Annotated in this window: 15 protein-coding genes and 2 pseudogenes; 14 read left to right on the plus strand and 3 right to left on the minus strand. The window is 39.3% G+C overall.

Going from position 1 to position 16,542, the window contains the following annotated elements; all coding sequences use genetic code 11:
* Nucleotide 1 precedes the first annotated feature (1 nt).
* Complete coding sequence (locus NRF22_RS05450; protein WP_263779564.1) at nt 2–1,123, minus strand: helix-turn-helix domain-containing protein; 1,122 nt, start codon at nt 1,121–1,123, stop codon at nt 2–4.
* Between the two features lie 169 nt (nt 1,124–1,292).
* On the opposite strand from NRF22_RS05450, the gene NRF22_RS05455 reads away from it, so the two are divergent.
* From NRF22_RS05455 to NRF22_RS05520, 14 genes and pseudogenes are all read left to right on the plus strand, one after another.
* On the plus strand, nt 1,293–1,994 hold the full coding sequence (locus NRF22_RS05455; protein ID WP_263779566.1) for a YveK family protein: 702 nt from the start codon (nt 1,293–1,295) through the stop codon (nt 1,992–1,994).
* Nucleotides 1,994–3,703, plus strand: a complete 1,710-nt coding sequence (locus NRF22_RS05460; protein WP_263779567.1) for a polysaccharide biosynthesis tyrosine autokinase — start codon at nt 1,994–1,996, stop codon at nt 3,701–3,703. Before NRF22_RS05455 ends, NRF22_RS05460 begins: the two co-directional genes overlap by 1 nt.
* Nucleotides 3,704–3,812: 109 nt before the next feature.
* Nucleotides 3,813–4,388, plus strand: a pseudogene (locus tag NRF22_RS05465) (sugar transferase).
* Nucleotides 4,389–4,390: 2 nt separating this feature from the next.
* Nucleotides 4,391–4,864, plus strand: coding sequence for a PssD/Cps14F family polysaccharide biosynthesis glycosyltransferase (pssD, locus tag NRF22_RS05470; RefSeq protein WP_263779568.1), 474 nt, complete (start codon nt 4,391–4,393; stop codon nt 4,862–4,864).
* Nucleotides 4,864–5,370: a glycosyltransferase gene (locus tag NRF22_RS05475; protein ID WP_263779570.1), complete on the plus strand. Its 507-nt coding sequence runs from the start codon at nt 4,864–4,866 to the stop codon at nt 5,368–5,370. Before pssD ends, NRF22_RS05475 begins: the two co-directional genes overlap by 1 nt.
* On the plus strand, nt 5,370–6,101 hold the full coding sequence (locus NRF22_RS05480; protein WP_263779571.1) for a glycosyltransferase family 2 protein: 732 nt from the start codon (nt 5,370–5,372) through the stop codon (nt 6,099–6,101). The genes NRF22_RS05475 and NRF22_RS05480 overlap by 1 nt, the downstream gene beginning before the upstream one ends.
* 61 nt (nt 6,102–6,162) lie before the next feature.
* Nucleotides 6,163–7,284: a hypothetical protein gene (locus NRF22_RS05485; protein WP_263779572.1), complete on the plus strand. Its 1,122-nt coding sequence runs from the start codon at nt 6,163–6,165 to the stop codon at nt 7,282–7,284.
* Nucleotides 7,281–8,348, plus strand: coding sequence for a glycosyltransferase family 2 protein (locus NRF22_RS05490; RefSeq protein WP_263779573.1), 1,068 nt, complete (start codon nt 7,281–7,283; stop codon nt 8,346–8,348). The genes NRF22_RS05485 and NRF22_RS05490 overlap by 4 nt, the downstream gene beginning before the upstream one ends.
* Entirely contained in the window at nt 8,341–9,489 is a 1,149-nt protein-coding gene (locus NRF22_RS05495; protein ID WP_263779574.1) for a polysaccharide pyruvyl transferase family protein, read from the plus strand. Before NRF22_RS05490 ends, NRF22_RS05495 begins: the two co-directional genes overlap by 8 nt.
* A gap of 625 nt (nt 9,490–10,114) precedes the next feature.
* Nucleotides 10,115–11,476 (plus strand): lipopolysaccharide biosynthesis protein, encoded by a 1,362-nt coding sequence (locus tag NRF22_RS05500; RefSeq protein ID WP_263779575.1) that lies wholly within the window; start codon nt 10,115–10,117, stop codon nt 11,474–11,476.
* 64 nt (nt 11,477–11,540) lie between these two features.
* Nucleotides 11,541–12,203: pseudogene (locus tag NRF22_RS05505) on the plus strand (LCP family protein); the annotation flags it as partial.
* Between the two features lie 347 nt (nt 12,204–12,550).
* Complete coding sequence (locus tag NRF22_RS05510; RefSeq protein WP_263779576.1) at nt 12,551–13,189, plus strand: hypothetical protein; 639 nt, start codon at nt 12,551–12,553, stop codon at nt 13,187–13,189.
* Nucleotides 13,190–13,270: 81 nt separating this feature from the next.
* Nucleotides 13,271–14,058, plus strand: a protein-coding gene (locus tag NRF22_RS05515; RefSeq protein WP_103152732.1) for an IS5 family transposase whose coding sequence is annotated in 2 segments (ribosomal slippage) — nt 13,271–13,538 and nt 13,538–14,058 — 789 coding nt in all. Because the reading frame shifts where the segments join, the coding sequence is not laid out codon by codon here.
* 163 nt (nt 14,059–14,221) lie between these two features.
* Nucleotides 14,222–14,989: a hypothetical protein gene (locus NRF22_RS05520; RefSeq protein ID WP_263779577.1), complete on the plus strand. Its 768-nt coding sequence runs from the start codon at nt 14,222–14,224 to the stop codon at nt 14,987–14,989.
* Between the two features lie 181 nt (nt 14,990–15,170).
* Here NRF22_RS05520 and ulaG read toward each other — a convergent pair whose 3' ends face one another.
* A complete protein-coding gene (gene ulaG / locus NRF22_RS05525; protein WP_263779580.1) occupies nt 15,171–16,244 on the minus strand; it encodes an L-ascorbate 6-phosphate lactonase in 1,074 nt (357 codons plus the stop codon).
* A complete protein-coding gene (locus NRF22_RS05530) occupies nt 16,241–16,528 on the minus strand; it encodes a PTS sugar transporter subunit IIB (protein WP_263779581.1) in 288 nt (95 codons plus the stop codon). Before NRF22_RS05530 ends, ulaG begins: the two co-directional genes overlap by 4 nt.
* Between the last annotated feature and the right edge of the window lie 14 nt (nt 16,529–16,542).

Genomic DNA, 16,542 nt, shown 5'->3' on the forward strand with positions numbered 1-16,542 from the left:
GTTACAGCTGCGCGTTTTTTGTTTCTGTTAATTTTGCCTGAATATGTGCTTGCCGGAACTTAGCCGGGGTCGCACCAATCAGCTTACTGAAAGTCTGGACGAAGTAGCTCTCATCGGCAAATGAGAGGTAATCGGCAATATCTTTGATTTTCAGTCTGGTCGTCGTCAGCAGGCCCTTGGCTGCTTCGACCTTCAGCTGAATCGAGAATTGCTTGATCGTCGCACCGAATTTCTTTTTAAAAATCTGATTCAGGTTCTGCTCGGAAATGCCTAAGACCTCAGAAATATCTTTCAAACGCAGATTATCCTGCGCGTGATTTTTCAGATAATCTTTGATCCGCTCAGCCTTATCTTTGAACAGCGACTGACGATAATTGCGAAAGGCATTAAAGAAGATCCAGGGGATTTCTTCCAGCCAGGCATCGAAATTCAGGATATTGGTCTGATATTCGATCTTTTGAATTGATCCCATCTGAATCGGGATGACTTTTTCGATTGGCAAACCTAATTTGGTGACATTGTCGGTCAATTTGCTGATTAAATCAATCAGGATATCTTTCTGCCCGCGGATGACGTTCATTGTCGTCAGTGCTTCGCCAAAGACACGGCAGCCTTTCATATCTGTCAGGCTTTCTTTGAATCGATCCTCATCTAGATTGCTGAGGGCTTCGATCATTTTCACGGTATACACGTGGAAGGCGACCATTTCATTCATGGGCCGCGTCTGCTCGACAACTTTATAATCACCGTGCAGCTGGACCATTGTGATATCCCAGTCCGGCGCGTCTAACCCTGTATAAAGATGAAAAGCAAGTTTGGCCGTATTGATCGAATGGTTAACAAAGTCAATGCTGGAAAAAACATTCCTCAGGTCTTCGTTAATATCCATTTTTGGCAATAAAATCAGGCCTGCATTTTCATTTATCGGAACCAGCAGCATATAACCAGACTTATATTGAACAATCGTATACAGACCGCTTTTAGCCTGCTTGCTCGCCTTGAGCATGATGCCGCGATTGAAGTGTTTATCACCCGTTGATAAATCCTGCAATTTATGGTTGCTGTAGGTAAAAATATCCACTGAAGCGGCACTAGCCAGCCAATCTATCTTTTTGTTTTTCATATAATTTGATTATATAAAAAAAGCATACAAAGGTATTGTAAAACGCAGACGATTCTGACGCGGGTAACCAAAATGTAACTTTCAATGGTTCTGTGCCATGCTTATTGCGTGTTAAGATTAAAATTGATTTGATTTGGGTTAACAATGGTTAAGGCTTGTGGGAGAGTAAATGGACACGACGATTTCATATCAAAGACTTTGGCAGCTATTTAAAAAGAATTTTGTCATGCTATTGTTTCTGGCACTTGTCTTCGCGGCAGCAGCATATTCTATCAGCCGCTTTCTCATTCAGCCTAAATATCAATCGACAGCTGCTCTCTTGGTTAACCGCCGCCAAAATAGTGATACGAATACGGCATTAGGTGACCAGCAAGCCGATGTTCAGATGATTTATACATATAAAGACTTGGCTACACGACCGGTCATTTTGAATCGTGTCGTCAGTGCTTTAAGTGGCCGCTATGCCGATATTACTTCCAGCAGTCTATCGGGCATGATCACGATTTCCAGTAACCAAAATTCGCAGATTTTCTCGATTAGTGCGCGTTCTGAGGATCCTAATGAGTCGCGTGATATTGCCAATACAACAGCCGATGTTTTTAAGAATCAAGCTGTTAAAATTATGGGCCGTTCTATTTCTAATGTTTCCATTGTCTCCCGGGGCCTTCGCGAAGCTACACCTGTATCTCCGAATGTGCGTCTATATACTCTGGCTGGTTTTTTGCTAGGTGCTTTTATTGGCGTCATGATTGTCTTGATCCGTGAGATGGCAGATAATGCCTACCGTGATCCGGAATTCCTTGGCCAGCTTGGTTTGAATAATTTGGGGACTGTTAATTACGCAGCTTTTCATAAAGGAGAGAATAACTGATGTCATCAAGAAGAAAGAATCCTAAAATATCTGCGATAGATTTGCGTTCTTCTCGATATGGTGTTCCCTTGGTGACTGTTCAGGATCCGGATAATGTTGTTTCTGAGCAGTTCCGTGTCCTTCGCGCCAATATTGATTTTGCGGCTTCCTCAGCCGGGAAAGAATTCAAGACAGTTCTTTTTACTAGTTCTGAGATGTCCGATGGCAAATCGACGGTTGCCGAGAACTGTGCTGTAGCTTGGGCTCAAGTAGGCAAACGTGTCCTGTTATTAGATGTTGATTTTCGCAGGCCGGTTGTTCACCAGACCTTTAATGTCAGCAACGATCATGGACTGTCCAGTGTACTTGTCTTGGGCGATCAACCAGCACAAACCATCCATACGACTTCGACACCCAATCTGTACATTATGACTTCTGGCCCGATGCCGCCCAACCCATCTGGTTTATTAGCCTCTGATAAGATGCTGCAAGTTTTGGAGTGGATGAAAAGCCAGTTCGATCTTGTTGTTTTAGATGGCACACCTTTGCTGGCCGTGCCGGATGCACAATCTTTGATTCCAAGAACCGACGGTGTTGTTCTGGTTGCTTTATTAGGCAAGACAAAAAAACGCAATTTGGTCTCCGCTACGCACATTCTTAAATTAGCTAAAGCAAATATCTTGGGACTGGTCTCCCGAAGCCGCGAACGCAGTGATCGAGGGTACGGTTATGAATATGCATACGGCTATGATTCGACGAATAAGTTAACCGATCCAAAGCTGGACGAGGCCGCTCAGCCGCAGGCTGCCACAGCAATACCGGCAGTCAAAGCGCCAGTGACTTCTCAAATGACCGCCGAGAATAAACCTGTAGCCGAACCACCCGCTAATATCTGGACGAGTTACGATGACACAAAAGAAAATAAGTCAGTCCATTCTGATGACCAGCTGACTAATAAGCCGAAGACAGAAAGCGATTTTGTTCCTTTAGTCGATATTCATTCACATATTTTGCCTAATCTTGATGACGGCCCTCAATCTATGGAAGCTTCCTTGCGCTTAGCTAAAGAAGCTGTTGAAAATGGTATCGAGACAATAGTTGCCACACCGCACCAATTAGACGGTCGCTGGTCAAATAGCCCAGAAAAAGTTCTCTCGGCTGTTGTGGCTTTGATCAAAGCTCTCAAAGAAGCGGATATTAATTTGAAAGTTCTGGCTGGCCAGGAAGCTTTCTTAAGCTCCAATCTATTGGCTGCTTTTGATCAAGGCAAAATTCTGACAATCGCTGATACAAAGAAATATCTTCTGCTGGAGTTGCCCGAGCGGCATATCCCGTCAATCACGCATGCGATTGTGACTCAATTAAAGCAGCAGGGTGTGACCGTGATTATTGCTCATCCGGAGCGTAATGAAGAGATTCTGGCCAACCCGAAAAAATTGAATTTATTGGCGCAGAAAGGTGCTCTTTTCCAAGTCAATAGTTCATCAATTAACGGGGCTTTTGGCAAACGCATTGCAGATTTTTCAATCGATTTATTGCGTCGTGGTTTTGCCACCACGATTGCTAGTGATACAAAAGATTTTTCCGTGAAAATTCCTTATCAATTAGCAGATGCATATGCGACTGCTAATCGGATTATTGGCAGTCAGCGTATTAAAATGCTGCGGCAAAATGCTGTCCGTATTATTAGCGGGCTGCCCGTTGATAGTGTTGCTGTCGAAGAGTTTTAAGAGGGGCTCGGGGGGGCTAATGAGATTGGTCAGAATAGATGAACATCAGAGGGAAAATTTAAATCAGCCATACAGTGAATCTCTTTTTTATCATGTCAGCAAACGTGCCATGGATATTAGCGGCGGATTGCTGGGGCTTGTCCTCAGTGCTGTGCCAATCTTAGTCTTGGCTTATTGGATAAAAAAGGATGGTGGGTGCATTTTTTATTCTCAAAAGCGTGTCGGCAAGAACGGCAAAGTCTTTACAATGTATAAGCTGCGCAGCATGGTCTTAAATGCTGACGATTTAAAGGACGAATTGCTGGAGAAGAACGAACTACATGGTGGCATGTTTAAAATCAAGGATGACCCTCGCGTGACTGAGATTGGTCGGAAAATTCGTCACTATTCATTAGATGAGATGCCGCAATTTTGGAATGTCCTCAAGGGTGATATGTCCTTAGTTGGGCCAAGACCTTGTCTAGAAAGAGAACTAGATAAGTACACTGATTATGATCGTCAACGTTTAGCCGTTAAGCCTGGTATTTCTGGTCTTTAGCAAGTGTCCGGAAGATCAAATCTTGATTTTTCTGAGATGATCGAACTCGATTTAAAATATATCCGCGAACGGTCCATTCGCGGCGATATCCGTATTTGCTTGAGAACAATTTGGTTGGTATTAAGTAAGAACTCGGGGGCTTATTGACCATGAGCATTAAAGACAGAAAAAAACTCAAAATTGCCCTAGTGGGATCTAGTGGTGGACATCTTACTCATTTATATATGCTAAAAAAATTCTGGGAAACAGAAGACCGTTTTTGGGTCACTTTCGATAAAGAAGACGCTAGAAGTGTTTTACAGGGGGAAAAAATATATAACGCGTATTTTCCCACTAATCGTAATCTCAAAAATTTAATTAAAAACACATGGCTGGCTTTTAAAGTATTGAAGAAAGAGAGGCCTGATTTAATTATTTCGTCAGGCGCTGCGGTTGCCGTGCCCTTTTTCTATCTAGGAAAAATGTTCGGTGCCAAGACAATTTATATTGAGGTTTTTGATCGCATTGATAGGCCAACCATGACTGGAAGGTTGGTTTACCCAGTTGCAGATAAGTTTATTGTACAATGGCCAGAAATGAAAAAAGTTTATCGTAAGGCTATCTGCTTAGGGAGCATTTTCTGATGATTTTTGTTACTGTTGGCACACATGAACAGCCATTTGATCGTTTGATCAAAATTATTGACCATTTGGTTGAAAATCATGTGATTTCAGAACGTGTGATTATGCAAATAGGATATGGAAAGTACTTGCCTAAGTATTGTACTTACGAGAGGTTTTTCTCATACCAGCAAATAATTAAAAATATCAAAGAGGCGAAAATAGTTATTACTCATGGTGGGCCATCTAGTTTTATTCTGCCTCTGCAGATCGGTAAGATACCAATCGTTGTTCCTCGAGAAAAAAGGTACGGTGAACATGTCAATGATCATCAAGTTGAATTTGTTTCCATGGTAGAGCAACGTAAGAAAAATCTCATCGTTGCTCGTGATGAGAAGACTCTTATTCGATCAATTGAATCTTATGGTACCTTGGTAAGAAATTTATCTTCACGAGTTGACATGAATAACTCGCAATTCAATTTTGATATTAAAAAAATTGTTTCGGAACTTTTTGGGGAAGAAAACTAATGTTATATAAAATTAGTGTGGTAATTCGAACATATAATGAAGACAAACATTTGGAGGAGGTTTTCCAATCTTTGAGGTCTCAAACTTTTCAAAATTTTGAAGTCATTGTAGTTGATTCGGAATCCACCGATAGAACATTGGAAATAGCTAAAAAGTATGGTGCTAATATCGTTCATATTCGAAAACAAAATTTCAACTATAGTTATGCTAGTAATATCGGTGTCCAGAACGCTAGTGGGGAACTCGTTTGTTTTCTAAGTGGCCACTCAGTACCGTGTTCCGATACTTACCTTATGAGAACTCTTGAGATTTTCAAAAATGATCAGATTGGAGGTTGCTACGGTGATGTTGTGGCTCTATCAGATGGCAGTGTCACTGAAAAATTGTTCAATGGTTTGGGCTATGCTAAAAATATCCTCTTATCTCGTTCTCGGACGGTGACATTAGAAAGTGCTATACATCAGGGAATACTAAGTTGTAATAACGCATGTATCCGTAGAAATTTATTGCTTTCCCACCCATTTGTAGAAGCTTTAGGTGCGGGAGGAGAAGATATAGAGGTTGCTTATAGGATTTTGCAGGACGGCTATTTAATAGCTAAGGTTCCAAAACTTTTGGTAAGACATTCACATGGCGAAGGAATTTTGGATTTCCGAAAATCTTTAAAATCTTGGAAAGAGATGTATTCTAACGTCCTAGAATATATCCGAACCTTGCCTGAAGAAAAATAAAGAAAGGTAATTTTGGAGAGTGCGAATTTCTGCGTTAAATGCATATGTTTTCCTCATAATCATGACTGTTCAAGTTTTTACTGCTCAATATGAGGATGCTGGTTTTATTAGTCAAATGAAATATCTTTTTTGTTTATTTGGAATTTTTTTATCTGCCGGCAGCTTTTTTCTGTTTAAACGCCACAATATTGTCTTTTCGTATGAATTAAGGAAAGTCCTACAGATTGTCATAGTTTTTGGAATCATCTCTCTTTATTTTATTGTCTCAACAAGTCAATTTACTTCTCGCACACTTTATGAATTATTTTTTCTTGCCATACCTGCAATTTACACATTTTTTTTATTGAATGTTGTTGAATTCAAGGACTTAAACCATGTCATGTTCATTTTGTTATGCATTTCGCTGGTAGGATATTTCTTTAGTTTACATATGTCTGCAACGGAAATTTTATCGGCCATATCATCCATTAATTTTACCGATTCATTTTCTTTGTTGGAGTCTAGTAGTTTTGCTGGAATTTCGATGTCGTTGGTCTTGTACTATCTTTTTTATCGGAACAACAAAGTCGGAGTAGCTCTTAGCTTATTATTTGTGATGTTCACCTTTAAACGTTTAGCGGTTGTGACGGCTTTGATACTTTTTTTTGTTCCTCTGATCGTGGACTGTACCAAACCTGTCAACAGACATATCGTTTGTCTAACTAAAATTCTGTTGTTTCTCTCTGCAGTGTTATATTTTATTACCATGACGCCTGAAATGTCCTCCTATCTGTTTTCACACTTTAACTTTGATTTGAATCAATTTACCATGTCTCGATCGGATAGATTTTTATTAATTTACCAAAATCCTAATTTTATAAATGATGGATTAGGGTCAGTTTATACATATATGATGAATCATTTCGGTTTTTCTTTAGAGATGGATGCAGCATCATTTATTTTAGAAGTAACTCCTGTTGGGCTGGCGTTTTTTATCAATAATTTAATAGACATTAGTAAGAGAAATTGGTACGAGTTTGTGGTTATGATTTATCTAATCCTTAATATGATCACTTCTCATAGTATTGCTAGTATGTTTGCTTGGCTACTGACTTATCTGGCTATCGGATCCATTTCATATCTTAACAGTAATGGCGTTCAACCTTTACGTTTAAGAGCTAATGATGAGGTCACAGGTGCATGATTAAAATGTCGAGGCCACAATTGAATCCTTTAATTAGTATTATCGTACCAGCACACAACGCTGGGGAAGTGATGAGTCTAACTGTCCAGTCGATTTTACAACAGTCCTATGCAGATTTTGAATTAATTATTGTGGATGATGGTTCAACGGATTCCACTAAACAGATTTGTGACCAATTTTGTCGATCAGATTCTCGTGTACGTTATTTTTTTCAAGAAAATAAAGGTGTGAGTGCTGCACGAAATGCAGGAATTACTCTCAGCAAAGGTCAATTTATTCTGTTTGTTGATTCGGATGATACTTTAGAAACTACAATGTTGGATAAGCTAAAAAACTGTTTTTCAGGCAAAGATGTCGACTTGGCCTTCTGTGGATTTAATGTTATTGGTGATGATTCGCGGCAGAATGATATGGAATCTCTGAGACAGTTTACGGGAACAATTACCAGAGAAGAGGTGCTGGCTAATTTGATATCCACTGATTCATCTCGTCAATTTTTAGGTTATGTCTGGCGCTTCCTTTTTAGACGAGAGACAATAAAGAGATTTAACATTTTTTTTAAATTGAGAATGCATATTTCTGAAGATTTTCAATTCATTGTTGAATATGTAACTCATTGTCGCAAGATTTCAGTCATCCCGGAGAAGCTGTATAATTACCAAATTCATACCGGTTCAGTTACTGCTCATTATATTCCATCACTTCCCAAAGATATGATTAGTGTGAACGAATGGGTCAGAGAGAATATATTATCAATTTATCCAATGCTGCAGGAAGGTTGGGATAATTGTGTTGCCAATACATACTTATCCATAGTTCAAAATTATTGCAGAGTGGGTACGCCTGAAAGAATATGGAAACGTGTGGTTTTATCGTATCAGATTAAAAAAAGGTATGCTTTCTCAAAGTTTGTTTGGTTGTCAATTAAATCACGTGGTACTCGCTTAAAAGCAAAATTTGCTTTGGTTCTCTTTGTTCTGAACATGGACTGGCTATATGTTTTCCTGTATTCTGCAAAACATGGAACTTTAAAAAAGTCTGAGGAGAAGACTGATTATGAATAGAAGGGCAATTTTAATAATTGGATATTTTAGAGGCAATGTCGGTGACGATCTCTTTGTCAAAACGTTGGTCGAGAGATATCCTAAAGAAAATTTTGAGCTATTGACTAGTTGCAGATTTGCTAGATCTTTTCTTGGAATTCAGAATTTATCCATAATTAATAAAAATTTGTTTTTGAGAGGCCTGAATTTTCTTATGCACCGATTCGTTGCTGATTTTTCTAGCAGGTTGTTGTGGGCAGTACGTGCATCCCGCTATAAAGCAGTTGTAGAAATTGGAGGCTCCATTTTTCAGCAAGAGTCAGAAAAACAAAATGTTGTTTCACCGGAACGGACAGAGCTACTTAAAAAAGTTGAAAATTATTTTGTGATTGGCAGCAATTTTGGTCCTGTTATTAGCGGGGGATATATCAGCGCCTATCACAATTTTTTTAAAAAAACCGGTGGCGTAGTTTTTAGAGACTTCAAGTCGTATGACCTATTCTCTGATTTATCCAATATCAGCTATGCTCCCGACGTCGTTTTCAGTTTATTCGACAAAGCGGTTCCCTTTCGGTCGAGAAGCCAGCACATAAATTGGGTTTCGATAGTTCCAGTTGATTTGAAGTATCCAAAGCGTGCTAATTACATGCAACTTGCTCAGTATGCTGAACAATATGAGGAACATTTATATCGGATCGCATATGAAGCATTAAGAAAAAAAATGAAGATAAGATTTATCTCTTTTTGTCTGGATGAAGGAGACAATAAATGTATTGCAAGAATTGTTGCTAGATTTTCGAAGGAAGATCGTCAGAATATCGTTGTAGTAACAGGTGATGTAGGTAACATATTTGCAGCTCTGGCAAATACGGAGTATTTGATTGGAAGCAGATTCCATGCAATGATTTTAGCTTGGATATTAGGAATTAAACAATTAGCCATTCCATACTCAGAGAAGACTACGAGTGTAATAAATGATTTGTTTCCTAAACAAACGACTGAAACACTTAATAGCTTTTGTAATGACGATCAACCGTTTAAGTTCAAAAGCCTGGTTACTATGCCGTGTTCCTTGGTTAAACATTATGCGAACGCAGCAGAGCAGCAGTTTGCTTTCTTAGATTCTTTTTTAAAAAGTAAAAAAATGAAGGAATATAATTAGTTTTTGAGGCATTTTTTTGTTTGCCACCGTTATAAATAATATGGCTTAAAAAATTGTAACTTGAGATTCTGAAGGATGGGTTCCGTTGGGAAAATATTTTAGAAGTTTTATGAGACGATACAACAAAACTTTTTTACATTTGCGTGATTTTTAAGGAAAAAAATCTTGGAAAATGGAGTGGTGACCGAGAACGGACTTCACGATGTAGTGATTTATTTATCGATAGTATTCGTTGATGGTGTTTTTTGAAAAAAAGATGCCTTAACAATTATAGAAAGCGCAGTCCTACATCACTGGGTTTTTATTCTTGGCTTGATTTCTTTATATTACTGATTCAAAAGTTACATCGCTAAATTGGAATCAAAGGCGACGTTTTAACAAAGCGATTTGGACACATATCGTCCGATCAAAATGCCTATTATATATTTTCTTGAGAATAGTAATTTAAATGGACTGAGCAATCATTATCTCATACTAAAAAAGGTTTTTTAAAAGATTGAAGGGCTAAGCTGCTTTACTAAAGTTCATGAACAAGTTGATTCAGTTACCTAGCGGTAGTTATTTTCAATACAAAAAAGGAGCCTAAAAAATGAGGCCAAAATATCAAAAACTATTGGGAAATTCCGTGATTTTTGCTATCGGGAATTTAGGCAGCAAACTCGTCAATTTTTTGCTTGTACCATTATATACATATGCCTTAAGTACTAGGCAATTCGGGTTGGTGGACTTAATTACTGCTACGGTTAGTGTGGCAGCTCCTATTATTTCATTAAGTATTTCCGATGCAGTTTTTCGATTTGCTATGGATAAGTTTGAAAATAAGTCTAGAATCTTCACTAATAGTCTTTTTTTTGCCATTGTTACTGGGGCGTTGTCTTTCCTTGCATTGCCTTTACTGCTATGGATACATGTTCCGTTCGGCGTGTTTTTGTTAACTATCACTTTTTTAACGAATATTTTTTCAATTTTACAGAATTTTGTTCGAGCTGTGGGACGTGTCAAGGTTTTTGCTTTGGCCGGGATCGTTGGAACGATTGTGCTCGGCGCTTCAAATATTCTTCTGCTGATGATCTTTCATCTTGGAGTTGATGGCTACCTATGGTCAATTTTGTTTTCTATTCTTTTTTCCATTTTTTTTGTTGTATTTGCAAGCCATATCTGGTGTTACATCAAGATATCGGCATTGTCGTTACGTGATATTACCAGATTTTTAAAGTACAGTATTCCTTTGATTCCTAATGGACTCTCGTGGTGGCTAACTAATGACGCAAGTAGATTTTTCATTCTTTTTTTTGTTGGTGTTTCCGGCAACGGTTTATTTGCTGTTGCAAATAAGATTCCAACAATTTTGAACGTGCTTTTTTCGATTTTTGCACAGGCGTGGCAAATATCAGCAATTGACGAATTTGCGAATAAAAATTCGGAGAAATTTTATTCCAAAGTATTCGATTTACTAATTAGTTTCTCCTTTATATTGGTAGCTGTTTTTACGTTGTTAATTCACCCGTTTATGTTTTTATATGTGTCTCCGAAATTCTATTCTGCTTGGCAATTTGTGCCGATGTTGTTGTTAGCTGCCACATATTCAAATTTTTCATCTTTTTTAGGTACCGCATATTTAGCTGCGAAGAAAACATCTGGAATTTTGATTACGACGATGTCGGGTATGGCTGTAAATTTGCTAGTCTCATTAACTTTAATTCCACAAATTGGTGTCCATGGTGCCGGTATTGGCGGGGCTTTAGGATTCTTAGTAGCTTCACTAATTAGACTATATCAGACAAGAAGTTTTATAAAAATCACGGTCAATTGGCAAAATGCTATTTTTTCTCAGCTTCTTGTTTTATCGATGATATTTATTTCATTATTCAAATTTGATTTTCACTATACAATAAATATTTTTTTGTTTATCAGCTTGATTGTGGTTAATCGTAGAAATTTAACTGATGTTTTTGCTAAGATAATTCCATTAATTCTGCGTAAATAGATAAAGTTTTTACTTAAGTACAGATACCGGCGCTTTAGACCGAAACTATAAAGGCCGCACCGATTCTATGATGGTGGCTGTGATCAACCCGAAAAAACAGCAGACCTTACTGATGAGCCTGCAGCGCGATACGCCGATTTATGTCAATGGCCAGATGGCCAAACTCAATGCGGCCTATGCCTATGGATCGGCTGATTCCTCGATTCAGCAGGTTGAAAAGCTAACCGGCATCAAATTAAATGGTTATGCCTTGATCAACATGGGCGGCCTAGAGTCGATTGCCAATTCGATTGGTGGTGTAGATATCACTTCGAATTTAACTTTCACAGAGGATAACATGTCCTTTGTTAAGGGAGAAACATATCCCAATTTAAGGGGAACTAAGTTGTTGTTATACGTCCGCGAACGCCATTTTGATCCACAAGGTGATTACGGCCGCCAGATGCGCCAGCAACAAGTCATGCAAGCCATCTTAGCAAAAGCGCGTAGACATGTAAGTACGATCTTTAATCAAAGCTTCATTGATTCACTTTCCTCGAATATCTTAACTGATATATCTTGGAATAGTTTTAGCAGCCTCACGACTAGATACAGAGCTGCATTAAACAATATTCAATCTGATCAGATGCGCGGGACTGGTGCTATGATCAATGGCCAATCCATGCAGCTGATGAGCCAGGCTGAAAAAGACCGTGTGCATAATGAATTGGAGAGTGCTTTAAAGTAATAATTTGGTTATACCTTTAATAAGACTTCCCGAATGATCGAAATATCGGAATATATTGATCTTGCGTAAAAAAACTGCGTCACTGAACGGAGTTTTTTGTTTTATACTTTTCCAAGTTTATCTGATTGAGGGAATTATGGAGATCGGTCTCTACTTGAGATTGCTTTAAAAGCAATTAAATTTCTGTATGAACCAGCGGATCTAGATAATAGGGTTTTCAAGATATTTCTAAAGAGTTCAGAGTTTTTTATAATGTGTTGATACATCCGGTTGTTCCTGTATACTAAAAAGATTGGTTTACATTTCTAAGCATTGTTTACCTCCATTGAAAGAAGGACATACTTACTATGAAATTTAACATGACTTTTGTTTTTGCAATTGTGACAGCAGCCACGGCTATTATTGGCATCTTCATGTCATGGTGGCAAATACGTAATAGCAATAAGCAGTCACTCTTTGAGAAAAGACTGCAGATTTTTTTATTCGCTGATAGTCTGGCCAGTCTGATTCGTGAGACCCCAGCCGTTTTAAATGAAAAAGATGATATTGAGATGGCAAATGACTTTGATCTTTGGTTGTTAACGAACAACGCAGAACTATCTGGTATCACGCCGCTCATTAAAGATGCGAAGGATGCCGCCAAACATCAAGCTTTTTTGAAGGAATTGGAGTCATTCAAAGGCAGAGAGCAGACTGCTAAATTTGTTTTTAAAGGTCCAACAGCATATATTGTAAGTAATTTTATTTGCAGCTATCGCGAATTATTGTTCTCGACTTATCAATACCAAATTTTGATAGATAATATGACGGATGCTGCTAAGGAACATAGTTTGAGCAAAGAAGAAGCGGCTCAGGTGCTTCATGAAAATACATATAGGGCAGCATTAAATAAAAGAATCAAGGTTCTTCAACAGAACCTGCATGTGTATGGATCTGATTACGCACAAAGCAGACTCAGGGGACAAATTAATCTTGCATCGATTTGAGTGGTGGGTTGCTTTGCTTAGAACCTGTCTAGTATCTGCTGAATCTGGTAGAATTGTGGAAAACCGACTGAGGAGTTTGTCATGCCAGATTATCCAAGCAATATTTCTCGAGCGCAATTTGCGTTAATACAACCTGATTTAGAAAACTTCCGCAAGCATACAAGACCGCGTCGTTATGATCTTTATGACGTATTCAATGCCATCCTTTACTCGCTTACTACAGGGTGTCAATGGCGTGAATTACCGCACGATTTCCCGGAATGGCACACTGTCTACCGCTATTACGATATGTGGCGAGATAAACCAGACCCGACAGCTGATTCGCTATTAGAAAGGCTTTTAAAAAAACTGTCGCTTCCTATCGCTTTGCACAGGGCCGATCGGCCCGAACGTCGTTTGTGATTGTTGATGCTCAAAGTGTTAAAACCACTGATTTAACGAAAAATAGTGGCTACGATGGCGGCAAAAAGATTTCAGGGATTAAGCGTCATATGGCGGTTGATATTAATGGTTTACCACAAGCCATTCTCGTGACACGAGCTAATGTATCAGATCGTTCAGGTGCATTGGCTATGTTTAGTTTGGCTAGCCAAAATTTAGAGCTGGTTCAGCATGTCATGGTTGATGGTGGCTACACTGGCAATGACTTTGCGGATCAGGTGAAGCTCATTTTGAATGCTAAGACGACGGTAGCTAAACGCAACGAGTTGCATACGTTCACGGTGTTACCGCAACGATGGATCATTGAACGTTCATGGAGTTGGCTAGACAAATGTCGGCGACTTTGGAAAAACTGTGAACGTGCCCTTAACAGCAGTCTTCAAATGGTTGTATTGGCCTTCCTGAAGATAGTTCTTAAAAGATACTAGACAGGTTCTTAAGAAAATTCTTGGTCTGAAGAATTAGGTAATGTATATTTAACCGTGTGACACACGCAACTTTGATCGATCTGAAAGAATTTGTCAGTGAGCAGAGTTTTTTGTTATATACTTCTTTTGAGTTTGATGTCAATGAATAGATATGGGGAGAGTCATGGACGAAGAAGAAGATCAGTTCCTGCCGGAGATTGTGTCAAAAGCGATTAAACTACCGGGAGTCAAGGTAGATCGGAGGGCTTTTCTGGCGAAGACTTTTAATCATCTAAAAGACACTGAGCTGGCGCAACTTGTGGATCAGGGTCCGCAGAGTCTGTATAAAGCCAAGGATCTGATTAAGGCTGCTAACCGCGTGGTACTCAATGATACAGAGAAAAGTACGGTTTTTTCTTTTGCTGCAGGACTGCCGTCTATGCCTTTGATTATGGCTGGCAGTGCAACAGCGGACATCCTGCAGTATTTTGCTTTTGCTGTCCGTATGGCTCAAGAAGTGGCTTATGTGTTTGGCCGGCCGAGCATTTTTAATGAAGACGGCGCTTTGACTGAAGCTGGCGAACGAGAAGTGATGCTGTATCTTGGCGCCATGCTTGGGGTGGCTGCAGCTAATTCAGGTCTGATGCTTGTTTCCCGTGGGCTAGGCGCAACCGCTGGTAAAAAAATGCTGCAGGCTGCTTTGACGAAGACCTTCTGGTACCCGCTGATGAAAAAAATCGGCGCCGCAATTGGTTTGCAGGTTACTAAAAAGACGGCTTCCAGCTTAGTGACTAAGACAGTTCCCATTATTGGCGGTATCGCCTCCGGCGGCCTGACTTTCTTGACCTTCCGTCCCATGGGCAAGAGACTGATCAAAGTCTTTTCTGAGACATTGCAGGCCGATGACCAGCAGATTATCGAAGCACAGAATGTGGTGGTGTCTGTGGAGTAACTAGGAGTTGCTGGCTAAGGCTGGCGGTTTTTGGATGCAAATGTCTTATGAAAACGGCACAGATGAATTTTTCAAAAGATATGTGGGAACTAAAATACCCTTATTATGTGAGCGTGTTCGGCTTAAATAATAAGGGTATTTTGATTTTCAAGGAGTTATATTTTAACTATTGGAAACACAATTATAGGAAAGATTTGTAAGGCAAATTGATTGGATAGGTGTACTTATCTTTGAAACCTCTCTCATGATAATAGACTAATTTGTCTTGGTCATCTGGAAAAATGAATTGTCCACCGGGCAACCATGAGAAAGGATGAAATTGATAACTAAATTTGTCCTTTCTGATGCGCCAAAGCTTTTGAATTTCAGAAGGGTCGCCAAGCATATTCGTCCAAACGTCCCAGTGGAGCGGAATAATAACCTTTGTATTAAGATTTTCCGCTGTTCTTAGTACATCAATAGAAGTCATCTTGTCTTGAATACCAATAGGGTTCTCACCATAAGCAACGATAGCCACATCGATATCAAAATCTTGTCCGTGTTTGGCAAAGTAAGATGAAAAATGTGAATCACCAGCATCATATATGGTACCGGCACTTGTCTTAATCACATAATTGACCGATCTCAGGTCCATATCCGGTACTTCTGTATCGGCTGGTATTTCCTCGTTATCCGGGTCAGTAATCAAAACGGATCGATCAAAGGAGTCAGTTACATCTATTTCAATATCTTTAATGTGCAGCACATCTCCTGGTTTGACCACTTGGCATCTTGCTTTGGGAACGCCCCAGTTGATCCATTGATCGACAACATATTTGGGGCCAATAAAGGGAATAGGGTTCTTGACATTTTTCAGAATCGCAGCGGCAACATTGATGTCGATATGGTCATGATGAAAATGAGTGACCAGGCAGGCATCTAGCTGGTGAATCGCAAAAGGATTGATAACCATTGGCTGTGCGCGTAGATTGGGCTGGATGTCTCTGCCACCAGTTAATCGAGACCACTGATGTCTAGGCGACATTTTTGCTTTGTCGTGTGTTGTTTTACCTGTTCCGCACCAGAGATCAATGGCCAAATTTGTTTGATGATCAGATTTAATCCAAAGACCCATATTCACCAACCACCACATAGCAAATTTGTTTTTCGCAACGGTGGTTCTATCAATTTCTTCGTTTAACCATGTACCCCATTCCGGAAACACTTCATTAATCCAAGTTTGTTCGGTAATTTGGTTAATGTTTCTTTCTGTCATTTACCTTCTAATTCCTCCATTTTTGGATCCAAGTGTGCTTTAATATCGGCTTTATCAACAAAATTTGTTAAGACAATTGTTTTTTTCTTGAGGTCTTCAGGGAACTCGTCTGCTAATTCTCTAGTAGTGACATAAATATCAGCTGGCGCACTGGTAATACTGCCGAGATCGACAGTATCCACTGTGACATCACTTTTATCTTCGTCAGAAAGGATACTTTCAATATTCATTTTTGCGATAATACTAGAACCGACTCCTAAACCACATACAGCAACGATTTTCATAATGATATTCTCCT

It is taken from the genome of Oenococcus kitaharae (assembly GCF_025758695.1).
Classification (GTDB): Bacteria; Bacillota; Bacilli; order Lactobacillales; family Lactobacillaceae; genus Oenococcus; species Oenococcus kitaharae_A.